Consider the following 16,135-nt stretch of genomic DNA (forward strand, 5'->3'; position numbering starts at 1 on the left):
GCGACGCCCCCCTTGGTCAGTCCTTCACGACCTCGTAGCGCAAGCAGGCGAAGGCTCCCATGAGCTTGGCCTCCAGGGGCCGCAGCGACACCCGTCCGTCCAGCAGGGGCGCGCCCCCGCCCAGACTCACCGGGGCCACCGACACCGACACCTCGTCCAGCAGCCCCAGCCTGGCCAGGTCCGCGGCGATCCGTCCGCCGCCGACCACCCAGATGTCACGGCCGTCCGCGGCCCGCGCCATCTCGGCGTGCAGGTCCCGTAGCTCCTGGTCGGTGTCGGCACTGGTGAAGCGGAGGTCGCCCTCGAGCCGGGGCAGCTCCCGGTGGGTGAGCACCCAGGTGGGCGCCTCGTACGGCCAGGGCTTGTCACCCTCGTACTTGTGGATCCACTCGTAGGTGGTCGCCCCCATGACGATCGCCCCGGCGTTCCTGATGAACTCGGCGGTCTCGTCGATCGCGCCGCTGCCCTCCTCTCCCTCCTGTGCTCCCTCCACGGCGAACAGCCAGTCCAGCGAGTTGTCCCGGTCGGCGATGAACCCGTCCAGACTTGTGGCGGTCTCGTACACGGTCCTCATACTGTGTCTCCCCGTTTCCTCGGTGCTTCGTAGCGTTCCGGCAACCACTCCAGGGGGTCGCCCTGGTCGACCTCCACCCCCGCCTCCCGCAGCATGTGGCGGACGTTCTGCCTGCGATGAGCGGAGTAGGTGAGCACGTGTGCCACCACCCCGCCGAGCAGGAAGCTCTCCGGCGGGTCGCACAGGGCGTCGATGAGTCGGTCACGCCAGGCGTCCCGACGTCCGATGTCCGTGACCACGGCGATCCAGCGCGCCCCGGCCCTCTCATGCCTGATCCGCAGCGACTCCGGGTCGTCCGCCCCGTGCCCGGGTGTGTCCGCGCCCTCGATGGAGGCGAGCCATGACTCCTTGGTGCCCACCAGGTGGTCCAGGATCGCGGCGATGGAACCCTCGGGTCCGTCCCAGGACAGGACGGTCCGCTCCTCCCGTACCCTGCGGTACTCCTCCTCGGGCAGTGCGGCGGCGAGCCGGATGAGGTGCGCGGTGTCGTCCACGTCGTGGTGGGTCTGGAGCGCGGTCACGTCCATGCCGGGGTGTCCCCTCTGGTTCTCCTCGACCCACAGGTGGATCGGTGGGTGGAAGTGGACGCCGTTCGGTGCGGGCAGCCACCGGCCGCTGCCTGCCGTGGTGGCGCTCGGCGGGTGCCCGAAGGACCGGGCGAAGGCCCGCGTGAACCCCTCCACGGAGGCGTACCCTGCCTCGAAGGCCGCGTCGGTGACGCTGCTGCCCTGCCCGATCCGCCAGGCGGCCCGTTCCAGCAGGACCCTCCGACGCAGAGCCACCGGTGACTCCCCGGTGTCCCGGGACAGCTGACGGCTGAAGTGAAACGGGGAGGCGTGCGCCTGCCCGGCCATCTCGCTCAGGCGGGTGTTGTCCTCGTCCAGGACCGCGTCGAGCAGCTCCCGCAGACGGTCCCGCCCGGAGGGGGATTCGGTGGTGGGTTCGGTCATGTGACCAGTATGTTCCGGGGGCCCTCGCCCGCGCTTGACCGTTCTTGCGCAGTGTCGGCGGCCGACGGTTCCGCACCCGACGGAAGCGCCGCGAGTCGAGTCGCCGCCGGGGCCGGGTGCCCTCGCCCCGGTGCGCATCGTGGTGCGAACCCTCCGGAGGATGCGATAGAGTTTTCCCCGTTGGCGGCGCCGCATACGGCGTTGCCCAGCGGCCGGGACGTAGCGCAGTTTGGTAGCGCACTTGACTGGGGGTCAAGGGGTCGTGGGTTCAAATCCCGCCGTCCCGACAAACGAAGGGCGTTCACTCAGGTGGACGCCCTTTCGCGTGTCCGGGAGCGGATGGGCGACTCGCCACTGTCATCGGCGGCGTCTCCGCTGTCTGGACCGGCCAGCGTCGGGCGGGGATCGAGGACGGCGCCGCCCTCGCGTCCGCACGGCCCGACGGGGCCGTGCGAGCACGCCGTGCAACCCCTCGTGGGCTCACAGCGTTCCCTCCCTGCCAGGTGTGTGCCCGTGCGCTCCGAAGCCGGCGGGGTCGAAACGCGTGGCCACGCCGGGGGATCGGAGAACCCGGAGGACACTGGTGGCGCGAGGGGGCCGACGACTCCGGGCCCACCGGTCGCCTCATGCGGAGTCTTCCGCGCCCCACCACCGAAGTCCAGGAGAGCACCCGACATGACCACTCCGACTCCCCGCCGTCGCACGGGCGAGCGCGCCGCCCGCCTGGTCACCGAGATCTTCGCTCCCGGCGTCCTGGTCGTGGTCATCCTTCTGGCTGTGGGCTGGTACAGCGCTCCCGACCCGTCCGGCCTGGGCTGGGGGCTGCTGGCAGCGCTGTTCTGCGGCATCGTTCCCTACGGCATCCTCATCGTCGGTGCGCGGCTGGGCTGGTGGAGCGACCACCACGTGGGGGACCGTAGGCAGCGCCTGGTCCCGCTGGCCATCATCATCGTCTGTGTCACCGCTGGTATCTCGACCCTGGTCTTCCTGGGGGCTCCGCGGCCGATGGTCGCGCTGGTCGCGGCGATACTGGTCACCCTGTTCGTCACGTTGGCCATCACTGTGGCCGCCCGGTGGAAGATCTCGGTGCACACCGCCGTGGCCGGGGGAGTGGTCGTGCTTCTGGCGCTCACCTACGGCTCGTACACGCTGGCCCTGGTGCCGCTGGTCGGGCTCGTGGCCTGGTCCCGGGTGCGGCTGCGCGACCACACCGTCGCCCAGGTGATCGCGGGGGCCGCCCTGGGTGCGGGGCTGGCGGGCCCGCTCTTCCATCTGTTCACCTAGCGGGCGCCACCCGGTTGACAGCCCCATTTTAGAGTAAATACTCTAATCGGGTGAACGACGCCAGTACACCGCCCACAAGGCCAGCCCGGACGACGGCACGGGACAAGGTCCTCCTCGCCGCCTTGGACCTGTTCAACGAGCGGGGAACCGCAGCGGTCTCCACCAATCACATCGCCAAGCGAGCGGGTGTCAGCCCCGGCAACCTCTACTACTGGTTCGACGGTAAGCCAGCGATCATCACCGCCCTGTTCGAGCAGTGGAGCGAAGCCTCGGCTCCGGTCGCGCCCGAGGACGAGACCCCCGAAGCGCTGCTCACCGCGTTGTACGCCACCCACGGGGCCAACGACGGCCACGCCTTCCGCTACCGAGGCCTGGCCCGCGAGCTGCTGTCCCTGCTCCACGCCGACGAGCGCCTCGCGGAGCGGTACCAACGCAACTACCGCGAACGGACCGCCCTGTTGGAGGGCATCGCCGCGCAGCTGGTGGAGGCGGGCCTGTTCCGACGCCCCGACCCTCCCGGTTCGATCGGGGACCTGGTCGTCGCCGCCTGGGTGCTGAACGAGTTCACGCCCCCCTTCCTGCAACAGGTCGAAACCGGCGGCGTCGCCCCCGACTCCGCGCGCGCCACGCGCGCTCTGCTGAACGGACTGCTCACCGAACGAGGACGCCGTGTCCTCGACTCGGCCCACCGAGACGAGAGACACCCGTGAACCCCGACAGCAGCCCCTCGACCTCGTCCGATCCGGACCGGACCGGAACGACACCTGACGATCCGAGCTCCGCCGAACCTCCCCGACGGAGCCCGAGCCGCAGGAGACTGCTGCGTTGGGCGGGCCTGGGCGCGGGAGGGGCGATCGTGGCGGGGAGCGGAGCTGTGGGGGTGCGCGCGGGCACGAACGGTGTGTGGGGTGCGGGTACGCGTGACTCCCATGAGCTGTGGCGTTCCTGGAAGGACGAGACCGGTGTGCGAGGCGTCGTCGCGGCCGGCGTACTCGCGGCCAGCCCCCACAACACCCAACCGTGGCTGTTCGACGTCCGTCCCTCATCGATCGACGTGCTCTCGGAACCGAGTCGCAGGATCCCGATCACCGACGCGAGCCTGCGCGAGCACTACTCCGGCCTCGGCTGCGCGGTCGAGAACATGGTCAGAGCGGCGGGCGCCCTCGGATTCACCGCGACGGTGCGGGTGGTCCCGGAAGGCACGGACTCACCGGTCGTCGCCCGCCTCGAACTGGAGTCCGGTCCCGCTCGGGCCGACCCGCTGTACGAGGCGATCGGTGACCGCCACACCAACCGAGGCCCCTACCAGAACCGCGAGGTGCCCGAGGCACAGCTCTCCAGACTGGAGGAGCTCGCCCGTGCCCACGAAGGGGTCGGGCTGCGGTGGCTCACCAGCCGAGCCGAGCGCGACGAGATGTCCTACCTGATCGTCGAGGCGACACAGGCGATCACCGACGACGAGGAGCAGTCCAGGGACTCGGCCTCCTGGTTCAGGACCCCTCGCTCCGATGTCGACCACCACCGCGACGGCATCACCCTCGACGCGCAGGCGCTGGACTCGTTCACCCTGGCCATGGCGAAGATCCTCCCCGAGCAGTCCCGCCAGGCCGCCGACCGGTTCTGGGTCGAGCGCACCAGATCCGAGCAGTGCCCCACGGCTGCCGCCTACGGGGTCATCACCGTCGGCGACGCCGCCGCCCTCCAGGACCAGTTCAACGGTGGGCGCGCGCTCCAGGCCGTTCACCTGGCCGCGACCCGCGCGGAGTTGGGACTCCACCCGATGAACCAGATCACCGAGCGCATTGACCGCGACCACGCGCTCGGGCAGCCCGATCAGTTCGGTTCCCGCTACGCCGACCTCCTGGGCGCGGAGGCGAAGACCCTGTTGCTCGCGTTCCGCGTTGGATATCCCGAGCGGGCGGCCATGCCCAGCCCCCGGCTGCGCCTGGACGACGTCCTGACCTCACACTGACACCCCGTCGCTGCTGGGGGCGGTCGCTGACCACGGGCTCATCCGGTTGAGCGCGGCCCCTCAGCGGGCGGCGGCGTCGAGGTGGGTGACGTAGGCGTTCATGGCGTGGTCGCGCAGCGCGTCCACTCCCAGGGAGAAGGGATCGGCCGTGTGTCCCCGCACCGAGTCGGCCAGGCCTCCCAGCACCGACATCGGCTTCTCGTGTACCCGCCCGGCGGCGTCGATGTGCCTCACCTCGGAGACGTGGCGGAAGACCGGCTCGGGCGGGACATGGGCGACCACGTCGTTGTTGTTGACGAAGCGGTACATCCGTCCGCGGAACACCTCTTCGTAGGCCCTGGCCAGGGTGGCGTCGCAGGTCCGGGGCTGCCCGAACGTGTAGACGCCGTCCGCCAGGACGCCGTCGGCGAAGTGCAGGCGCGCTGCGGCCAGCATGGCCAGGGCGCCGCCGAGGCTGTGCCCGGTGACCCACACCGTCTGTTCGGCGTCGCGGAACTCCCGCAGGGCGGTCGACAGGTCCGTGTAGACAGCGTCCAGCGCGCGCTGGAAACCCCAGTGCACCCTGCCTTCGCAGGAGCGCTCGGGGACCGGGGGAGTGTTGATGTCGGAGAGCCAGTCGCGGATCTGTTCGGGCTCGGTTCCCCGGAAGGCGATGACGATCATGTGATCACCCGCCATCACGTAGGCCTGGGTGTCCTCCAGGGGAAAGGGTGGTGAGAAGGCCACCCGGAAGGAGCGCACGCGGTCGAACCCCCACGCCCGCGCGGTGCGCTCCACCGCGTCGTCGTCCCTGTAGGCCAGTCGCGCGGCGTGGGCCAGGGAGCGCACGTGCGACAGCTCGTAGTCCCTGACGGTGTGGTCGAAGGTGATCGTGGTCATCCCTGTACTCCCGAGCGCGTCGATGTCGTCACCATCTGTAACACCATCGCTGCCTTCGAGGGGCCTGTTCGCGCAGCTCCTCCGGGCGGTGAGCGGGTAATTCGCTGGGTTTGCCCAGGCTGGACCGCTAACGTTCCTGGTGTTCGACCTTCCTACTGGAGACATCCATGAACAGCGCAGTGACCCTGATCCGTTCCGCCGCACTCTCCGACGCCGCCGAGTACGCCTACGCGGCCACCGTTCCCGCGGGGGTGCGGCTGATCTTCCCCGCGGGATCGTGCCCCCTCAACGAGGACGGCTCCACCGCGGCGGTCGGCGACTACGCGGGGCAGGCGGCCGTCTGTGTGGCCAACCTGCGGACCGCGCTCGCCGAGGCTGGCGCCGAACTCACCGACGTGGTCAACACCCGGGTGCTCGTGGCCTCCACCTCCCAGGACGACCTCGTCGCCGCCTGGGAGGTGGTCCGGGACGCCTTCGGTGACCACGACGTCCCCAGCACGCTGATGGGCGTCACCGTTCTGGGCTACGACGACCAGCTGGTCGAGATCGAGGCGGTGGCCGCCGTTCGCGAGTAGACGGTCCGGGGGCTGAGGAGATCACCTCCGACCGGTGGCGGTGTCGCCGTCCGGTGCCCAGCGCAGGACGTCTCCGGGTTGGCAGTCCAGAACTCGACAGATCGCGTCCAGGGTGGTGAACCGCACCGCCTTGGCGCGGCCGTTCTTGAGGACGGCGACGTTGGCGGGGGAGATCCCGACGGCCTCGGCGAACTCCCCGACCGACATGCCGCGCCGAGCGAGTTGGACGTCGAGGTCCACGATGATCGCCATCAGACCACCCCGGCCATCTCGGTCTGGAGGTGGGTCGCCTTGCGCAGGAGGCCCCGCATCAGGACGACCATCATCGCGAAGGCCGTGCCCATGGCGGTGGTCAGGAAGGCGGCGCCGAGCGCGGCGACCGCCTCCATGTTGCCGTTGGCGAAGGGCATGTCGGTCAGGGCCAGGTGTGCCGTGACTCCGGCCGTGAGCAGTGATCCCGCGAGGCTGGCGCCGATGATGAGGTCCACCCACAGAAAGGCCCGGGTGCTGAAGAGCGTGTCGCGCCCCAGCATGGCGAGCAGCATCCACGTGGCAGCCAGCGCGACCTGGACGCAGGCGACGCCCAGGATGCCCAGGATCGTGTAGGGGACGACGATCCGCTCGTACGGGGGGAAGTGGGCGGCCTCGTCGGCGATCGCGCCGGGAATGACGACGATCTGTCCGAAGAGGCCGACCAGGATCGCCCCGATGATCGCGAGGCGCAGGATGGGGGTGAGGTAGCGGTGCATATATCGATTATCGATAGAATCCTATCGATAGTCAACACATTCCATCGGGTTCGATGGCACCGCGAGCCTCACCCGCCCCTGTCGTCTCAGAGCGTGAGCATCACCTTGGTGGCCCGACGCTCGTCCATCGCCCGGTATCCCTCGGCCGCCTCCTCGATCGGCAGGGTCAGGTCGAAGACCGCGCCCGGGTCGATCTGGCCGGTCATGATCAGCTCGACCAGCTCGGGAAGGAACCGCCGCACCGGCGCCGGACCACCCAACAGGCTGACGCTGGAGAAGAACAGGTCCAGGCCGTCGAGTTCGACCCCGTGGGACACACCGACGAAGCCGACGTGTCCGCCCGCACGTGTGGAGTGGATGGCCTGCACCATGGACTCCTGGGTGCCGACCGCCTCGACGGTCGAGTGGGCGCCGAGTCCGCCGGTGAGCTCCTTCACCTTCGCCGCGCCCGCCTCGCCGCGCTCCTCCACGATGTCGGTGGCGCCGAACCGCCGTGCCAGTGCCTGCCGGTCGGCGTGGCGCGACACGGCGATGACACGCTCCGAGCCGAGCCGTCTGGCCGCCAGGACCGCCAGCAGGCCGACGGCGCCGTCTCCCACCACCGCCACGGTCCGACCCGGTCCGGCCTGGGCGGCGACCGCGCCGAACCAGCCGGTCCCCAGGACGTCGGAGGCCGCCAGCAGGCCGCGGACCTGCTCCGGCGTCGGTTCGCCGGGCACCCGGACCAGGGTGCCGTCGGCCAATGGGACACGGGCGTAGTCGGCCTGGGTGCCGATGGAGCCCATCATCACCTGGTGGACACAGCGGGACTGGAAGCCCGCCCGGCAGATCTCGCAGGTGTTGTCGGAGGCCACGAACGAGCCGACGACGAAGTCGCCCACCCGAACCGCACGCACCTCCGGTCCGACCTGCTCCACCACGCCCACGTACTCGTGGCCCATCCGCGCTGGCCCGTCCTGCTGCTCGATGCCGCGGTAGGGCCACAGGTCCGAACCGCAGACACAGGTGGCGGTGATCCGCACCACCGCGTCGGTGGGTTCGACGATCTCCGGTTCCCGGACCTGCTCGACCCGGACGTCACCGGGTCCGTGCATCACTACAGCTCGCATGATCGCTCCCTCATTGGGCCCACTGTCCTTCCCCCAACAGCACCACGTCTCACATCCGTGAGGGAGTCCCGCCTGAGAGGGGCACCACGAGGGACTCCCTCACGAACGGGAGGGAGCGCGACCCGGGGCACGGGCAGCCGAACCGGGATGTTCGCGCTCGGCGCGCGGTGGCGTCGGCGCCGGGACACCTCGGTTCGGGGGGCATCGGGCGGCTACGCCTGGCCGGAGGAGCAGCAGCCGGAGGGTTCGGCGGGGGTGAGATCCGTGACGGCCGCGGGCGCGGCGCCCCTCTGGTCGCTGTCGCCCTTGATCGCGTAGACCTCCCAGGGCTCCCGTCCGGGTCCGTGGACCCACACCTTGTCCTGGACCGCGTAGCAGCACGAGGTGTCGTTCTCCTCGAAGGTGGCCAGGCCGGAGTCCCTGAAGCGAGCCGTGGCCGCGTCGACCTTCGCGGTCTCCTCCACCTCGACCCCGAGGTGGTCCAGGCGGGTCTCCTGGCCGGGCTCGCCCTCGATCAGGACGAGCTTGAGCGGGGGTTCGGCGATGGCGAAGTTGGCGTAGCCGGGGCGGCGCTTGGCGGGCTCGACGCCGAAGAGGGTCGAGTAGAAGGCCACCGACGCTTCGAGGTCGGCGACGTTGAGGGCGAGTTGGATACGGGACACGGGGTCCTCCTGAGTTCTGCATTGATGTTCATCTATCCAGGGTGGCTCCAGTGTTGCCTTCTGATTTGAAGTTTGTCAACATAGGCGCATGTCGAATCAAGAGGAGGGGGTCCTCGACCCCCCGGGCGGCGGAACCGACTGCTGTCCCAGGCTGTTGCAGTCCCCGCTGGAGGAGGGCGAGTCGGTCGAACTCGCCAGGGTGTTCAAGGCCCTGGGCGATCCGGTGCGGTTGCGCCTGCTGTCGATGATCGCCACCGCGCGCGGCGAGGAGGTCTGCGTCTGCGATCTGACGCCCGCCTTCGACCTGTCCCAGCCCACCATCTCCCACCACCTCAGACTCCTGCGTGAGGCGGGGCTCATCTCGTCCGAACGGCGCGGGACCTGGGTGTACTACCGGCTGCTCCCGGAGACGACCGACCGGCTGGCCTCGATCCTCACCCGCGCCGCGAGGCCCGCGGGGGTCGCCTCGTGAACGTTCCCGCTCGCTCGGACGCCGCCCCCTCGGGTGTGGTCGGACGCCTGTCGTCGCTGGACCGGTTCCTGACCGTGTGGATCCTGGCGGCGATGGTCGCCGGCCTGGCCCTGGGGCGGCTGGTCCCCGGGCTGGGGGAGGCGCTGTCCGCAGCCGGGGTGGCCGGTGTGTCCCTGCCGATCGCGCTGGGGCTGCTGGTGATGCTGTTCCCGCCCCTGGCCAAGGTCCGCTACGACCGGTTGGGGGCCGTCACCGGTGACCGCCGTCTGCTCGTCACCTCGCTGGCGGTGAACTGGCTGGCGGGCCCGGCGGTGATGTTCGCGCTGGCCTGGCTGTTCCTCCCGGACCTGCCCGAGTACCGCACCGGGCTGATCATCGTGGGCCTGGCGCGCTGCATCGCGATGGTGATCGTCTGGAACGACCTCGCGTGCGGCGACCGCGAGGCCGCCGCCGTCCTCGTGGCCATCAACTCCGTGTTCCAGGTGGTGGCGTTCGGCGCCCTCGGCTGGTTCTACCTGTCGGTGCTGCCCGGGTGGTTGGGGCTGGAACAGGCGGCCCTGGACGTGTCGTTCGTCGACATCTCGGTCTCGGTCCTGGTCTTCCTCGGAATACCCCTGCTCGCCGGGTACCTGACGCGCCGCCTGGGGGAACGGGCACGCGGACGGGAGTGGTACGAGACCCGGTTGCTGCCCCGGTTGGGCCCGTGGGGGCTGTACGGGCTGCTGTTCACCATCGTGATGCTCTTCGCCCTCCAAGGGGAGGCGATCACCTCGCGGCCCTGGGACGTGGCCCGCATCGCCCTGCCCCTGCTCGTCTACTTCCTGGTCATGTGGGCGGGGACACTGGCTCTGGGCCGTGCCCTGGGCATGGCCTACCCGCGCTCGGTCACCCTGGCCTTCACGGCTGCGGGCAACAACTTCGAGCTGGCGATCGCGGTGGCCATCGCCTCCTTCGGCGCCACCTCGGGACAGGCACTGGCCGGGGTGGTGGGCCCGTTGATCGAGGTGCCGGTGCTCATCGCGTTGGTGTACGTGGCCCTGGCGGCCCGGCGCTGGTTCCCGGAGGAGGGGCGCGCCGGGGTGCCGTCCACCGAGGACGGGAAGCCGTCCGCCGAGGAGAGGCAGGGAAGTGGTGGCTGAGACCCCGAAGGTGAACCCGCCCTCTGAGGAGGCGGTTCCGCAGGTGCTGTTCGTCTGCGTGCACAACGCGGGGCGGTCCCAGATGGCGGCGGCGTTCCTCGAACACCTGGGGGCTGGCCGTGTACGGGTGCGCTCGGCCGGTTCCGCGCCCGCCGACCAGGTCAACCCGGCGGTGGTGGCGGCGATGTCGGAGATCGGAATCGACATCGCCGCGAACACCCCGAGGGTCCTCTCCGAGGAGGCCGTCCGAGCCTCGGACGTGGTGATCACCATGGGATGCGGCGACGCCTGCCCGTTCTTCCCCGGCAGGCGCTACCTCGACTGGGAGCTGCCTGACCCGGCGGGGCGGGGCGTGGAGGCCGTGCGGCCGATTCGCGACCGGATTCGACGGCACGTGGAGGACCTGCTGGGAGAACTGTTCCCGGGATGACCCCGGCCCGCTGGCCGCGCCCGTGGACGGTCCCGGGGAGGGGTCACCGACCGGGTTCCGGTGGGGTCTGCGCCCACGCGGTCGAGCGCTTCCCGGGGCGGGGCTTCGGTGGGCGTCCGCGCTCGTCGCCATTCGGGCTCGCCGTGCTGTGGCTCGTTGGGCTTCGTGGTTTCCGTGGTGGGCCACGACCGAGGGGGCTCGGGCGCGAACACCGTACGGACCCGGATCACGCGGCCCGCGGCCGGGAGTGCGGGCAGGGCCACGTTGGACACGAAGCGTCCGGTCCGTCAGCAGCCCCCGGGACGACGCTCCTCCGCGCGCGGCGCCCCGGCATGAACCGGGGCGCCGCGTTGTTGCCCACTGATGGTGGACGAAGGTGAGGAGCGGTCGTGGAGGGTGTTCTGGGCGGGGGCCCGCCCGAGGCGGCGGACGTGGTGGTCATCGGAGCCGGACAGGCCGGGCTCTCGGTCGCCTGGCACCTGCGGCGGCTCGGGCTCGAACCCGGCGCCGGGTTCGTGGCCCTGGACCGAGGGCCCGACTCCGGCGGGGCCTGGCAGTTCCGCTGGGAGTCGCTGCGCCTGGACGACGCCCACAAGGTGGACGATCTCCCCGGGATGCGTGAGATGGGTCTGAGCTTCGCCACCGCCGACCCCGCGCGGCCCGCCCGGGAGGTGGTGCGCGACTACTACGAACGCTACGAACGCTGGTTCGGGCTGAACGTGGTGCGGCCGGTCCGTGTCACCTCGGTGAGTGATGAGGGAACCGGCCTCCTGGTCGCCACCGACAAGGGGGACGTCGCCGCACGGGTGGTGGTCAACGCCAGCGGAACCTGGGCGCGTCCGTTCCGCCCCTACTTCGCCGGAGCCGCCGACTTCCGAGGTGTACAGGTCTCCACGCCCGAGTACCGGTCGGCCGAGGACTTCGCCGGGATGCGGGTCCTGGTGGTGGGCGGCGGTACCTCGGCGGTGGGTTTCCTGCGGGAACTGGAGGGGGTCGCCGCGAGCACGGTCTGGGCCACCCGACGTCCGGTCGGGTTCGTCGACGACCCCCAGGCCGGGGTCCGCGCGGTGCGCCGGGCGGACGAGGCCGCCAGGGCCGGGCTGCCACTGCCCAGCATCATCAGCGGCACGGGCCTGCCCGCGACCCCCGAGAACCTCGCCGCACGCGACCGGGGGCTCCTCGTGGCCCGCCCCATGTTCACCGCGATCGAACCGGACGGGGTCCGCTGGGCCGACGGCTCCCTCACGCCCGTGGACGCCATCGTCTGGGCCACCGGGTTCCGTTCCGAACTCACGCACCTGGCACCCCTGCGTCTGCGTGAACCCGGCGGAGGGGTCCGGGTCGAGAACGGCCGCGCCGTCCGCGAGCCGCGCCTGTTCCTGGCCGGGTTCGGCCCCCAGGCCAGCACGATCGGCGCCAACCGGGCCGGGCGCGCCATCGCCCGACAGGTCATGGCCGAACTCGGAACCGGTGCCTGAAGAAGAGCCTGTGGACAACCGTTCCGCGGCCGCCCCGAGGGTTAGGGTCGTTTCTGGACCCAATCGTTCCCCAACGTCGGAGGTAGCCGGTATGAGGGCCAACAAGCTTCCCACCGAGGAGATCAAACGGGACCCGGCGGCCTTCGCCGACCGGGTCACCGCCGACGGTCGCTTCGGACGCACGGCCGAAACGGGACGCTACCGGCTGATCATCAACCGGGCCTGCCCGTGGGCGCACCGCGTGGTGATGACCCGGCGGCTCATGGGGCTCGAGGGTGCCGTCTCCCTGGCTGTCACGGACCCGGTCCAGGAGATCATCGAGGGCGACCCGCACTGGGTGTTCAGCGAGCGCACCGGCAGCCCCGGCGGACGGGACCCGGTCCTGGGCATCCACGCCCTGCGCGAGGCCTACCTCGCCCGTGCCCCCGCCTACGACGGAGGGGTGAGCGTGCCCGGGCTGGTCGACGTGCCCAGCGGACACCTGGTCTCCAACGACTTCGACCAGATCAGCGTGGACATGGCCACCGAGTGGGGCGACCTGACCCGGGAGGGGGCTCCGGAGCTGTACCCGGAGGACCTGCGCGAGGAGATCGACGCCGTGAGCGCGGAGGTCTACCGCGACCTCAACAACGGTGTCTACCGGTCCGGCTTCGCTCCCGACCAGCGGCGCTACGACCGGGCCGTGACCGCCGTCTTCGCACGGCTGGACGCCCTGGAGAACCGCCTCACTGACCGCCGCTACCTCGTGGGCGACCACGTCACCCTGGCCGACCTGCGGCTGTGGGCCACCCTTGCGAGGTTCGACGCCGTCTACCACGGTCACTTCAAGTGCAACCGCCGCAAGCTCGTCGAGTACCCGGCACTGTGGGCCTACGCGCGGGACCTGTTCCAGACGCCCGGGTTCGGGGACACCACCGAGTTCGAGCACATCAGAGTCCACTACTACCGGGTCCACACCGCCATCAACCCCTCGGGCGTGGTGGCGATCGGGCCGGACCCCGGCGCCTGGCTCACCCCGCACGGTCGGGAGGCCCTCGGAGGCAGTCCCTTCGGGAAGGGCACCCCGCCCGGTCCGGTCCCCGCCGTCGAGAGAGTCCCGCCCCTGGAGGCCCAGGACCGCGCGGCCGGAGGGACCTGGGACGCCCCGGTCGGCTGACCCGCACACGCCCTCGCCCCCGCTTCTCGTCCATGTTCGGCGAGGGCGTCCAACACGGACCGCGAACCCTTTTCGATGACCGGAGGCGGAGCCCCGAGGGTGGGCACGTGTCCGGGTGGGCGTACCGGGGATGCGGCCGCTTCCGGCGCGCTCAGGAAAGGAAGCCCCGGATCAGCGCCTCGCTGCCCTCCAGATGCTCACGGACCGCGCGCCGCGCCGACTCCGGCTCGCCCTCGCGGATCGCCCGCACCAGCTCCCCATGCTGTGCGTTGCTGTGCTCCAGGTTCCTGACCAGCATCGGCATGGCGTCGAGGAGGTCGTTGACCCGCATGCGCACCTCGGTGAGCGCTCGGGTGAGGGAGGCCGACCCGGTGAGCTCGGCCAGGGTCAGGTGCAGCACCGTGTCCAGACGCCGGTAGTCCTCCACCTCGGCCTCCTCCGTCGCCTCCAGGCGATCGCCGAGCAGGTCCTCCTGTTCGGGGGTGAGTCCCTTCTCGGCCAGCAGCACGGCCGCGCCGGTCTCCAGGGCACGCCGGTGGGTGAACAGGTCGTCCAGGTCCGTTCCGGCGTCCCGCAGGACCCTCTGGGCCTCGCTTCGACTGGGCCTCGGGCGCACGTAGGTGACGAAGGTGCCGCCGGACCTGCCGCGCCGGGACTCCACGTACCCGGCTTCCTGGAGGGCGCGCAGGGCGTCGCGGAGGGTGATCCGGCTGACCCCGAGCCGCGCGGCGAGCTCGCGTTCGGCCGGGAAGCGCTCCCCGTGGCCGACCACCCCCAACCGGATCGCGGACAGCAGGCGTTCCACGGTCTCCTCGAACGGGTTGCCGGTCCGCACGGTCCGGAACACGGCCTCGGCCGCGACCCCGGTCGGATCACCACCCGAAAGGTTCATGCTTGTTCCTTTTCTGCTTGATGGTGGTTGTGGAGAGGGGTGGCACCTGCCGGGACGCCGGGGGTTTCCCTCTGACGCGAGGCCATTGACAGCGCCGAAGGGCCCTGGTTGCATGTTCCACCATTGGTCTGAAGTCGAACCATACTCCCGAGCGCAGTCGCACGGACAAGGAGCCCCGGGTGCGAGACAGCCTCCCCCCACTGTCGCTGGACCAGCTCGGGACCGAGGCGGCCGCCGGAACGGTGGACACCGTCCTGGCCGCCTTCGACGCGGCCGTCACCGACTGGGAGCTCTTCCGGGGCTTCGAGCGTATGTAGACGATCAGTTCCCCCCCCCCCCGAGCACGGGGGTGCGGGCGGACACCCGAGGTAGCGGCACCAGGGAGGGACACCCAGTGGGAACCAGCGAGACCGCACCGGGCCAGGGGCCCCACCAGCACGGACCACGGGAGCAGGAGGTGGTCGACCCTGCCACCGGGGATGTCATCGCCACCGTCCCCCTCGCCTCCATGGAGGAGACCGACGCCGCCGTGGCCCGCGCGGCCGGGGCCTTTCCCGCCTGGCGCGACACCCCGCCCGGGGAACGGGCCCGTCTGCTGCGCGCCGTCGCCGACCGCATCGACGCCCACGTCGAGGAACTGGCCCAGCTTGAGGTCGCCAACGCCGGACACCCGCTCGGGCAGGCCCGCTGGGAGGCGGGCAACGCCCGGGACGTGTTCACCTACTTCGCCGCCGCCCCCGAACGCGCCACCGGTCGGCAGATCCCCGTCCCCGGCGGCTGGAGCGTCACCTTCGCCGAACCCCTCGGCGTGGTGGGCGTCATCGTCCCCTGGAACTTCCCCATGCCGGTCCTGTCCTGGGGGGTGGCCCCCGCCCTGGCCGCGGGCAACACCGTCATCGCCAAACCCGCCGAACTCACCCCGCTCACCGCCCTGCGCATCGGCGAACTGGCCCGGGAGGCCGGGTTGCCCGACGGTGTGCTCCAGATCCTGCCCGGCGCCGGGCCCGTGGCCGGGGACCGTCTGGTCCGCCACCCCGACGTCGCCAAGATCGTCTTCACCGGCTCCACCCGCGTGGGCAAGGGGATCATGGCGGCCGCCGCCGACGACCTCACCCGCGTCACCCTCGAACTCGGCGGCAAGAGCGCCAACATCGTCTTCTCCGACGCCGACCTGGAGCGGGCCGCGGCCGCCGCGCCCATGGCCGCCTTCGACAACGCGGGCCAGGACTGCTGTTCCCGGTCCCGCCTCCTCGTCCAGGCCGACGTGTACGAACCGTTCCTGGAACTCCTGCGCCCCGCCGTGGAGGGCATCGCCGTCGGAGACCCACGCGACCCCGGAACCGAGATGGGACCGCTGATCAGCGCCGCCCAGCGCGACCGCGTCGCCGCCTACGTGGACGGCGCCACCGTCGCCTTCCAGGGAGAGGCGCCACGGGGTCCCGGATTCTGGTTCCCGCCCACCGTGCTCACCACCCACGACCCGGCCGAACCCGCCTTCCGAGAGGAGATCTTCGGCCCGGTGCTGTCCGTCCTGCCCTTCGACACCGAGGCCGACGCGGTGCGCCTGGCCAACGACACCGAGTTCGGGCTGGCCGGGTCCGTGTGGACCCGCGACCTCGGCCGCGCCCTGCGGGTCTCCCGCGCCGTGCGCGCCGGGAACCTCTCGGTGAACTCGCACTCCGCCGTACGCTACTGGACCCCCTTCGGCGGCATGGGCCAGTCCGGCATCGGCCGCGAACTGGGCCCCGACGCCCTGGACGCGTTCACCGAGACCAAGACCGTCTTCCTGTCCGACGACACCTGAGCCGGAGGAA

19 protein-coding genes and 1 tRNA gene are annotated in these 16,135 nt (G+C 71.0%); 12 read left to right on the top strand and 8 right to left on the bottom strand.

Going from position 1 to position 16,135, the window contains the following annotated elements; all coding sequences use genetic code 11:
* Window positions 1–16 precede the first annotated feature (16 nt).
* Together BDW27_RS08370 and BDW27_RS08375 are read right to left on the bottom strand one after the other, a co-directional pair.
* Window positions 17–574 (bottom strand): dihydrofolate reductase family protein, encoded by a 558-nt coding sequence (locus BDW27_RS08370; RefSeq protein ID WP_017544602.1) that lies wholly within the window; start codon window positions 572–574, stop codon window positions 17–19.
* Window positions 571–1,524 (bottom strand): helix-turn-helix domain-containing protein, encoded by a 954-nt coding sequence (locus BDW27_RS08375; RefSeq protein WP_017544603.1) that lies wholly within the window; start codon window positions 1,522–1,524, stop codon window positions 571–573. The genes BDW27_RS08370 and BDW27_RS08375 overlap by 4 nt, the downstream gene beginning before the upstream one ends.
* Window positions 1,525–1,737: 213 nt before the next feature.
* Here BDW27_RS08375 and BDW27_RS08380 point away from each other — a divergent pair.
* From BDW27_RS08380 to BDW27_RS27740, 4 genes are all read left to right on the top strand, one after another.
* Window positions 1,738–1,811: transfer RNA gene (locus tag BDW27_RS08380), tRNA-Pro, on the top strand.
* Window positions 1,812–2,199: 388 nt separating this feature from the next.
* The gene (locus BDW27_RS08385; protein ID WP_110048891.1) at window positions 2,200–2,808 is read left to right on the top strand and encodes a phosphoesterase PA-phosphatase; all 609 of its coding nucleotides are present in this window, start codon (window positions 2,200–2,202) and stop codon (window positions 2,806–2,808) included.
* 50 nt (window positions 2,809–2,858) lie between these two features.
* The gene (locus BDW27_RS08390; RefSeq protein ID WP_110048892.1) at window positions 2,859–3,518 is read left to right on the top strand and encodes a TetR/AcrR family transcriptional regulator; all 660 of its coding nucleotides are present in this window, start codon (window positions 2,859–2,861) and stop codon (window positions 3,516–3,518) included.
* Window positions 3,515–4,780: an Acg family FMN-binding oxidoreductase gene (locus BDW27_RS27740; protein ID WP_233515689.1), complete on the top strand. Its 1,266-nt coding sequence runs from the start codon at window positions 3,515–3,517 to the stop codon at window positions 4,778–4,780. The genes BDW27_RS08390 and BDW27_RS27740 overlap by 4 nt, the downstream gene beginning before the upstream one ends.
* A 60-nt stretch (window positions 4,781–4,840) precedes the next feature.
* On the opposite strand, the gene BDW27_RS08400 is transcribed toward BDW27_RS27740, so the two are convergent.
* A complete protein-coding gene (locus BDW27_RS08400) occupies window positions 4,841–5,659 on the bottom strand; it encodes an acetylxylan esterase (RefSeq protein WP_110048893.1) in 819 nt (272 codons plus the stop codon).
* Between the two features lie 167 nt (window positions 5,660–5,826).
* Here BDW27_RS08400 and BDW27_RS08405 point away from each other — a divergent pair, with 167 nt between their 5' ends.
* The gene (locus tag BDW27_RS08405; protein ID WP_026129267.1) at window positions 5,827–6,234 is read left to right on the top strand and encodes a RidA family protein; all 408 of its coding nucleotides are present in this window, start codon (window positions 5,827–5,829) and stop codon (window positions 6,232–6,234) included.
* Between the two features lie 21 nt (window positions 6,235–6,255).
* Here BDW27_RS08405 and BDW27_RS08410 read toward each other — a convergent pair whose 3' ends face one another.
* The 4 genes from BDW27_RS08410 to BDW27_RS08425 all read right to left on the bottom strand — a co-directional run bounded on the left by BDW27_RS08410 (window position 6,256) and on the right by BDW27_RS08425 (window position 8,754).
* Window positions 6,256–6,486 (bottom strand): helix-turn-helix transcriptional regulator, encoded by a 231-nt coding sequence (locus BDW27_RS08410; RefSeq protein ID WP_017544608.1) that lies wholly within the window; start codon window positions 6,484–6,486, stop codon window positions 6,256–6,258.
* On the bottom strand, window positions 6,486–6,983 hold the full coding sequence (locus BDW27_RS08415; protein WP_110048894.1) for a DUF2975 domain-containing protein: 498 nt from the start codon (window positions 6,981–6,983) through the stop codon (window positions 6,486–6,488). Before BDW27_RS08415 ends, BDW27_RS08410 begins: the two co-directional genes overlap by 1 nt.
* An 86-nt stretch (window positions 6,984–7,069) precedes the next feature.
* Window positions 7,070–8,092 carry a zinc-dependent alcohol dehydrogenase family protein gene (locus BDW27_RS08420; protein ID WP_026129268.1) on the bottom strand — a complete coding sequence of 341 codons (1,023 nt, stop codon included), beginning with the start codon at window positions 8,090–8,092 and terminating at the stop codon, window positions 7,070–7,072.
* A gap of 212 nt (window positions 8,093–8,304) precedes the next feature.
* Window positions 8,305–8,754, bottom strand: a complete 450-nt coding sequence (locus BDW27_RS08425; RefSeq protein WP_110048895.1) for an ArsI/CadI family heavy metal resistance metalloenzyme — start codon at window positions 8,752–8,754, stop codon at window positions 8,305–8,307.
* Between the two features lie 88 nt (window positions 8,755–8,842).
* Here BDW27_RS08425 and BDW27_RS08430 point away from each other — a divergent pair, with 88 nt between their 5' ends.
* The 5 genes from BDW27_RS08430 to BDW27_RS08450 all read left to right on the top strand — a co-directional run bounded on the left by BDW27_RS08430 (window position 8,843) and on the right by BDW27_RS08450 (window position 13,429).
* Entirely contained in the window at window positions 8,843–9,226 is a 384-nt protein-coding gene (locus BDW27_RS08430; protein WP_026129269.1) for a helix-turn-helix transcriptional regulator, read from the top strand.
* Window positions 9,223–10,365, top strand: a complete 1,143-nt coding sequence (arsB, locus tag BDW27_RS08435) for an ACR3 family arsenite efflux transporter (protein WP_110048896.1) — start codon at window positions 9,223–9,225, stop codon at window positions 10,363–10,365. Before BDW27_RS08430 ends, arsB begins: the two co-directional genes overlap by 4 nt.
* The gene (locus BDW27_RS08440; protein ID WP_199560591.1) at window positions 10,355–10,795 is read left to right on the top strand and encodes an arsenate reductase ArsC; all 441 of its coding nucleotides are present in this window, start codon (window positions 10,355–10,357) and stop codon (window positions 10,793–10,795) included. Before arsB ends, BDW27_RS08440 begins: the two co-directional genes overlap by 11 nt.
* 389 nt (window positions 10,796–11,184) lie before the next feature.
* The gene (locus BDW27_RS08445) at window positions 11,185–12,273 is read left to right on the top strand and encodes an NAD(P)/FAD-dependent oxidoreductase (RefSeq protein WP_110048897.1); all 1,089 of its coding nucleotides are present in this window, start codon (window positions 11,185–11,187) and stop codon (window positions 12,271–12,273) included.
* Between the two features lie 91 nt (window positions 12,274–12,364).
* Window positions 12,365–13,429 carry a glutathione S-transferase family protein gene (locus tag BDW27_RS08450; RefSeq protein WP_110048898.1) on the top strand — a complete coding sequence of 355 codons (1,065 nt, stop codon included), beginning with the start codon at window positions 12,365–12,367 and terminating at the stop codon, window positions 13,427–13,429.
* Window positions 13,430–13,580: 151 nt separating this feature from the next.
* On the opposite strand, the gene BDW27_RS08455 is transcribed toward BDW27_RS08450, so the two are convergent.
* Window positions 13,581–14,321 carry a FadR/GntR family transcriptional regulator gene (locus BDW27_RS08455; protein ID WP_110048899.1) on the bottom strand — a complete coding sequence of 247 codons (741 nt, stop codon included), beginning with the start codon at window positions 14,319–14,321 and terminating at the stop codon, window positions 13,581–13,583.
* 179 nt (window positions 14,322–14,500) lie between these two features.
* Here BDW27_RS08455 and BDW27_RS27205 point away from each other — a divergent pair, with 179 nt between their 5' ends.
* Both BDW27_RS27205 and BDW27_RS08460 read left to right on the top strand, forming a co-directional pair.
* Complete coding sequence (locus BDW27_RS27205) at window positions 14,501–14,638, top strand: hypothetical protein (protein WP_158543568.1); 138 nt, start codon at window positions 14,501–14,503, stop codon at window positions 14,636–14,638.
* A gap of 77 nt (window positions 14,639–14,715) precedes the next feature.
* Window positions 14,716–16,125 carry an aldehyde dehydrogenase gene (locus BDW27_RS08460; RefSeq protein WP_110048900.1) on the top strand — a complete coding sequence of 470 codons (1,410 nt, stop codon included), beginning with the start codon at window positions 14,716–14,718 and terminating at the stop codon, window positions 16,123–16,125.
* The last annotated feature ends 10 nt before the right edge of the window (window positions 16,126–16,135 follow it).

This window comes from Nocardiopsis sp. L17-MgMaSL7 (assembly GCF_003182025.1).
In the GTDB taxonomy this organism is placed as follows: domain Bacteria; phylum Actinomycetota; class Actinomycetes; order Streptosporangiales; family Streptosporangiaceae; genus Nocardiopsis; species Nocardiopsis prasina.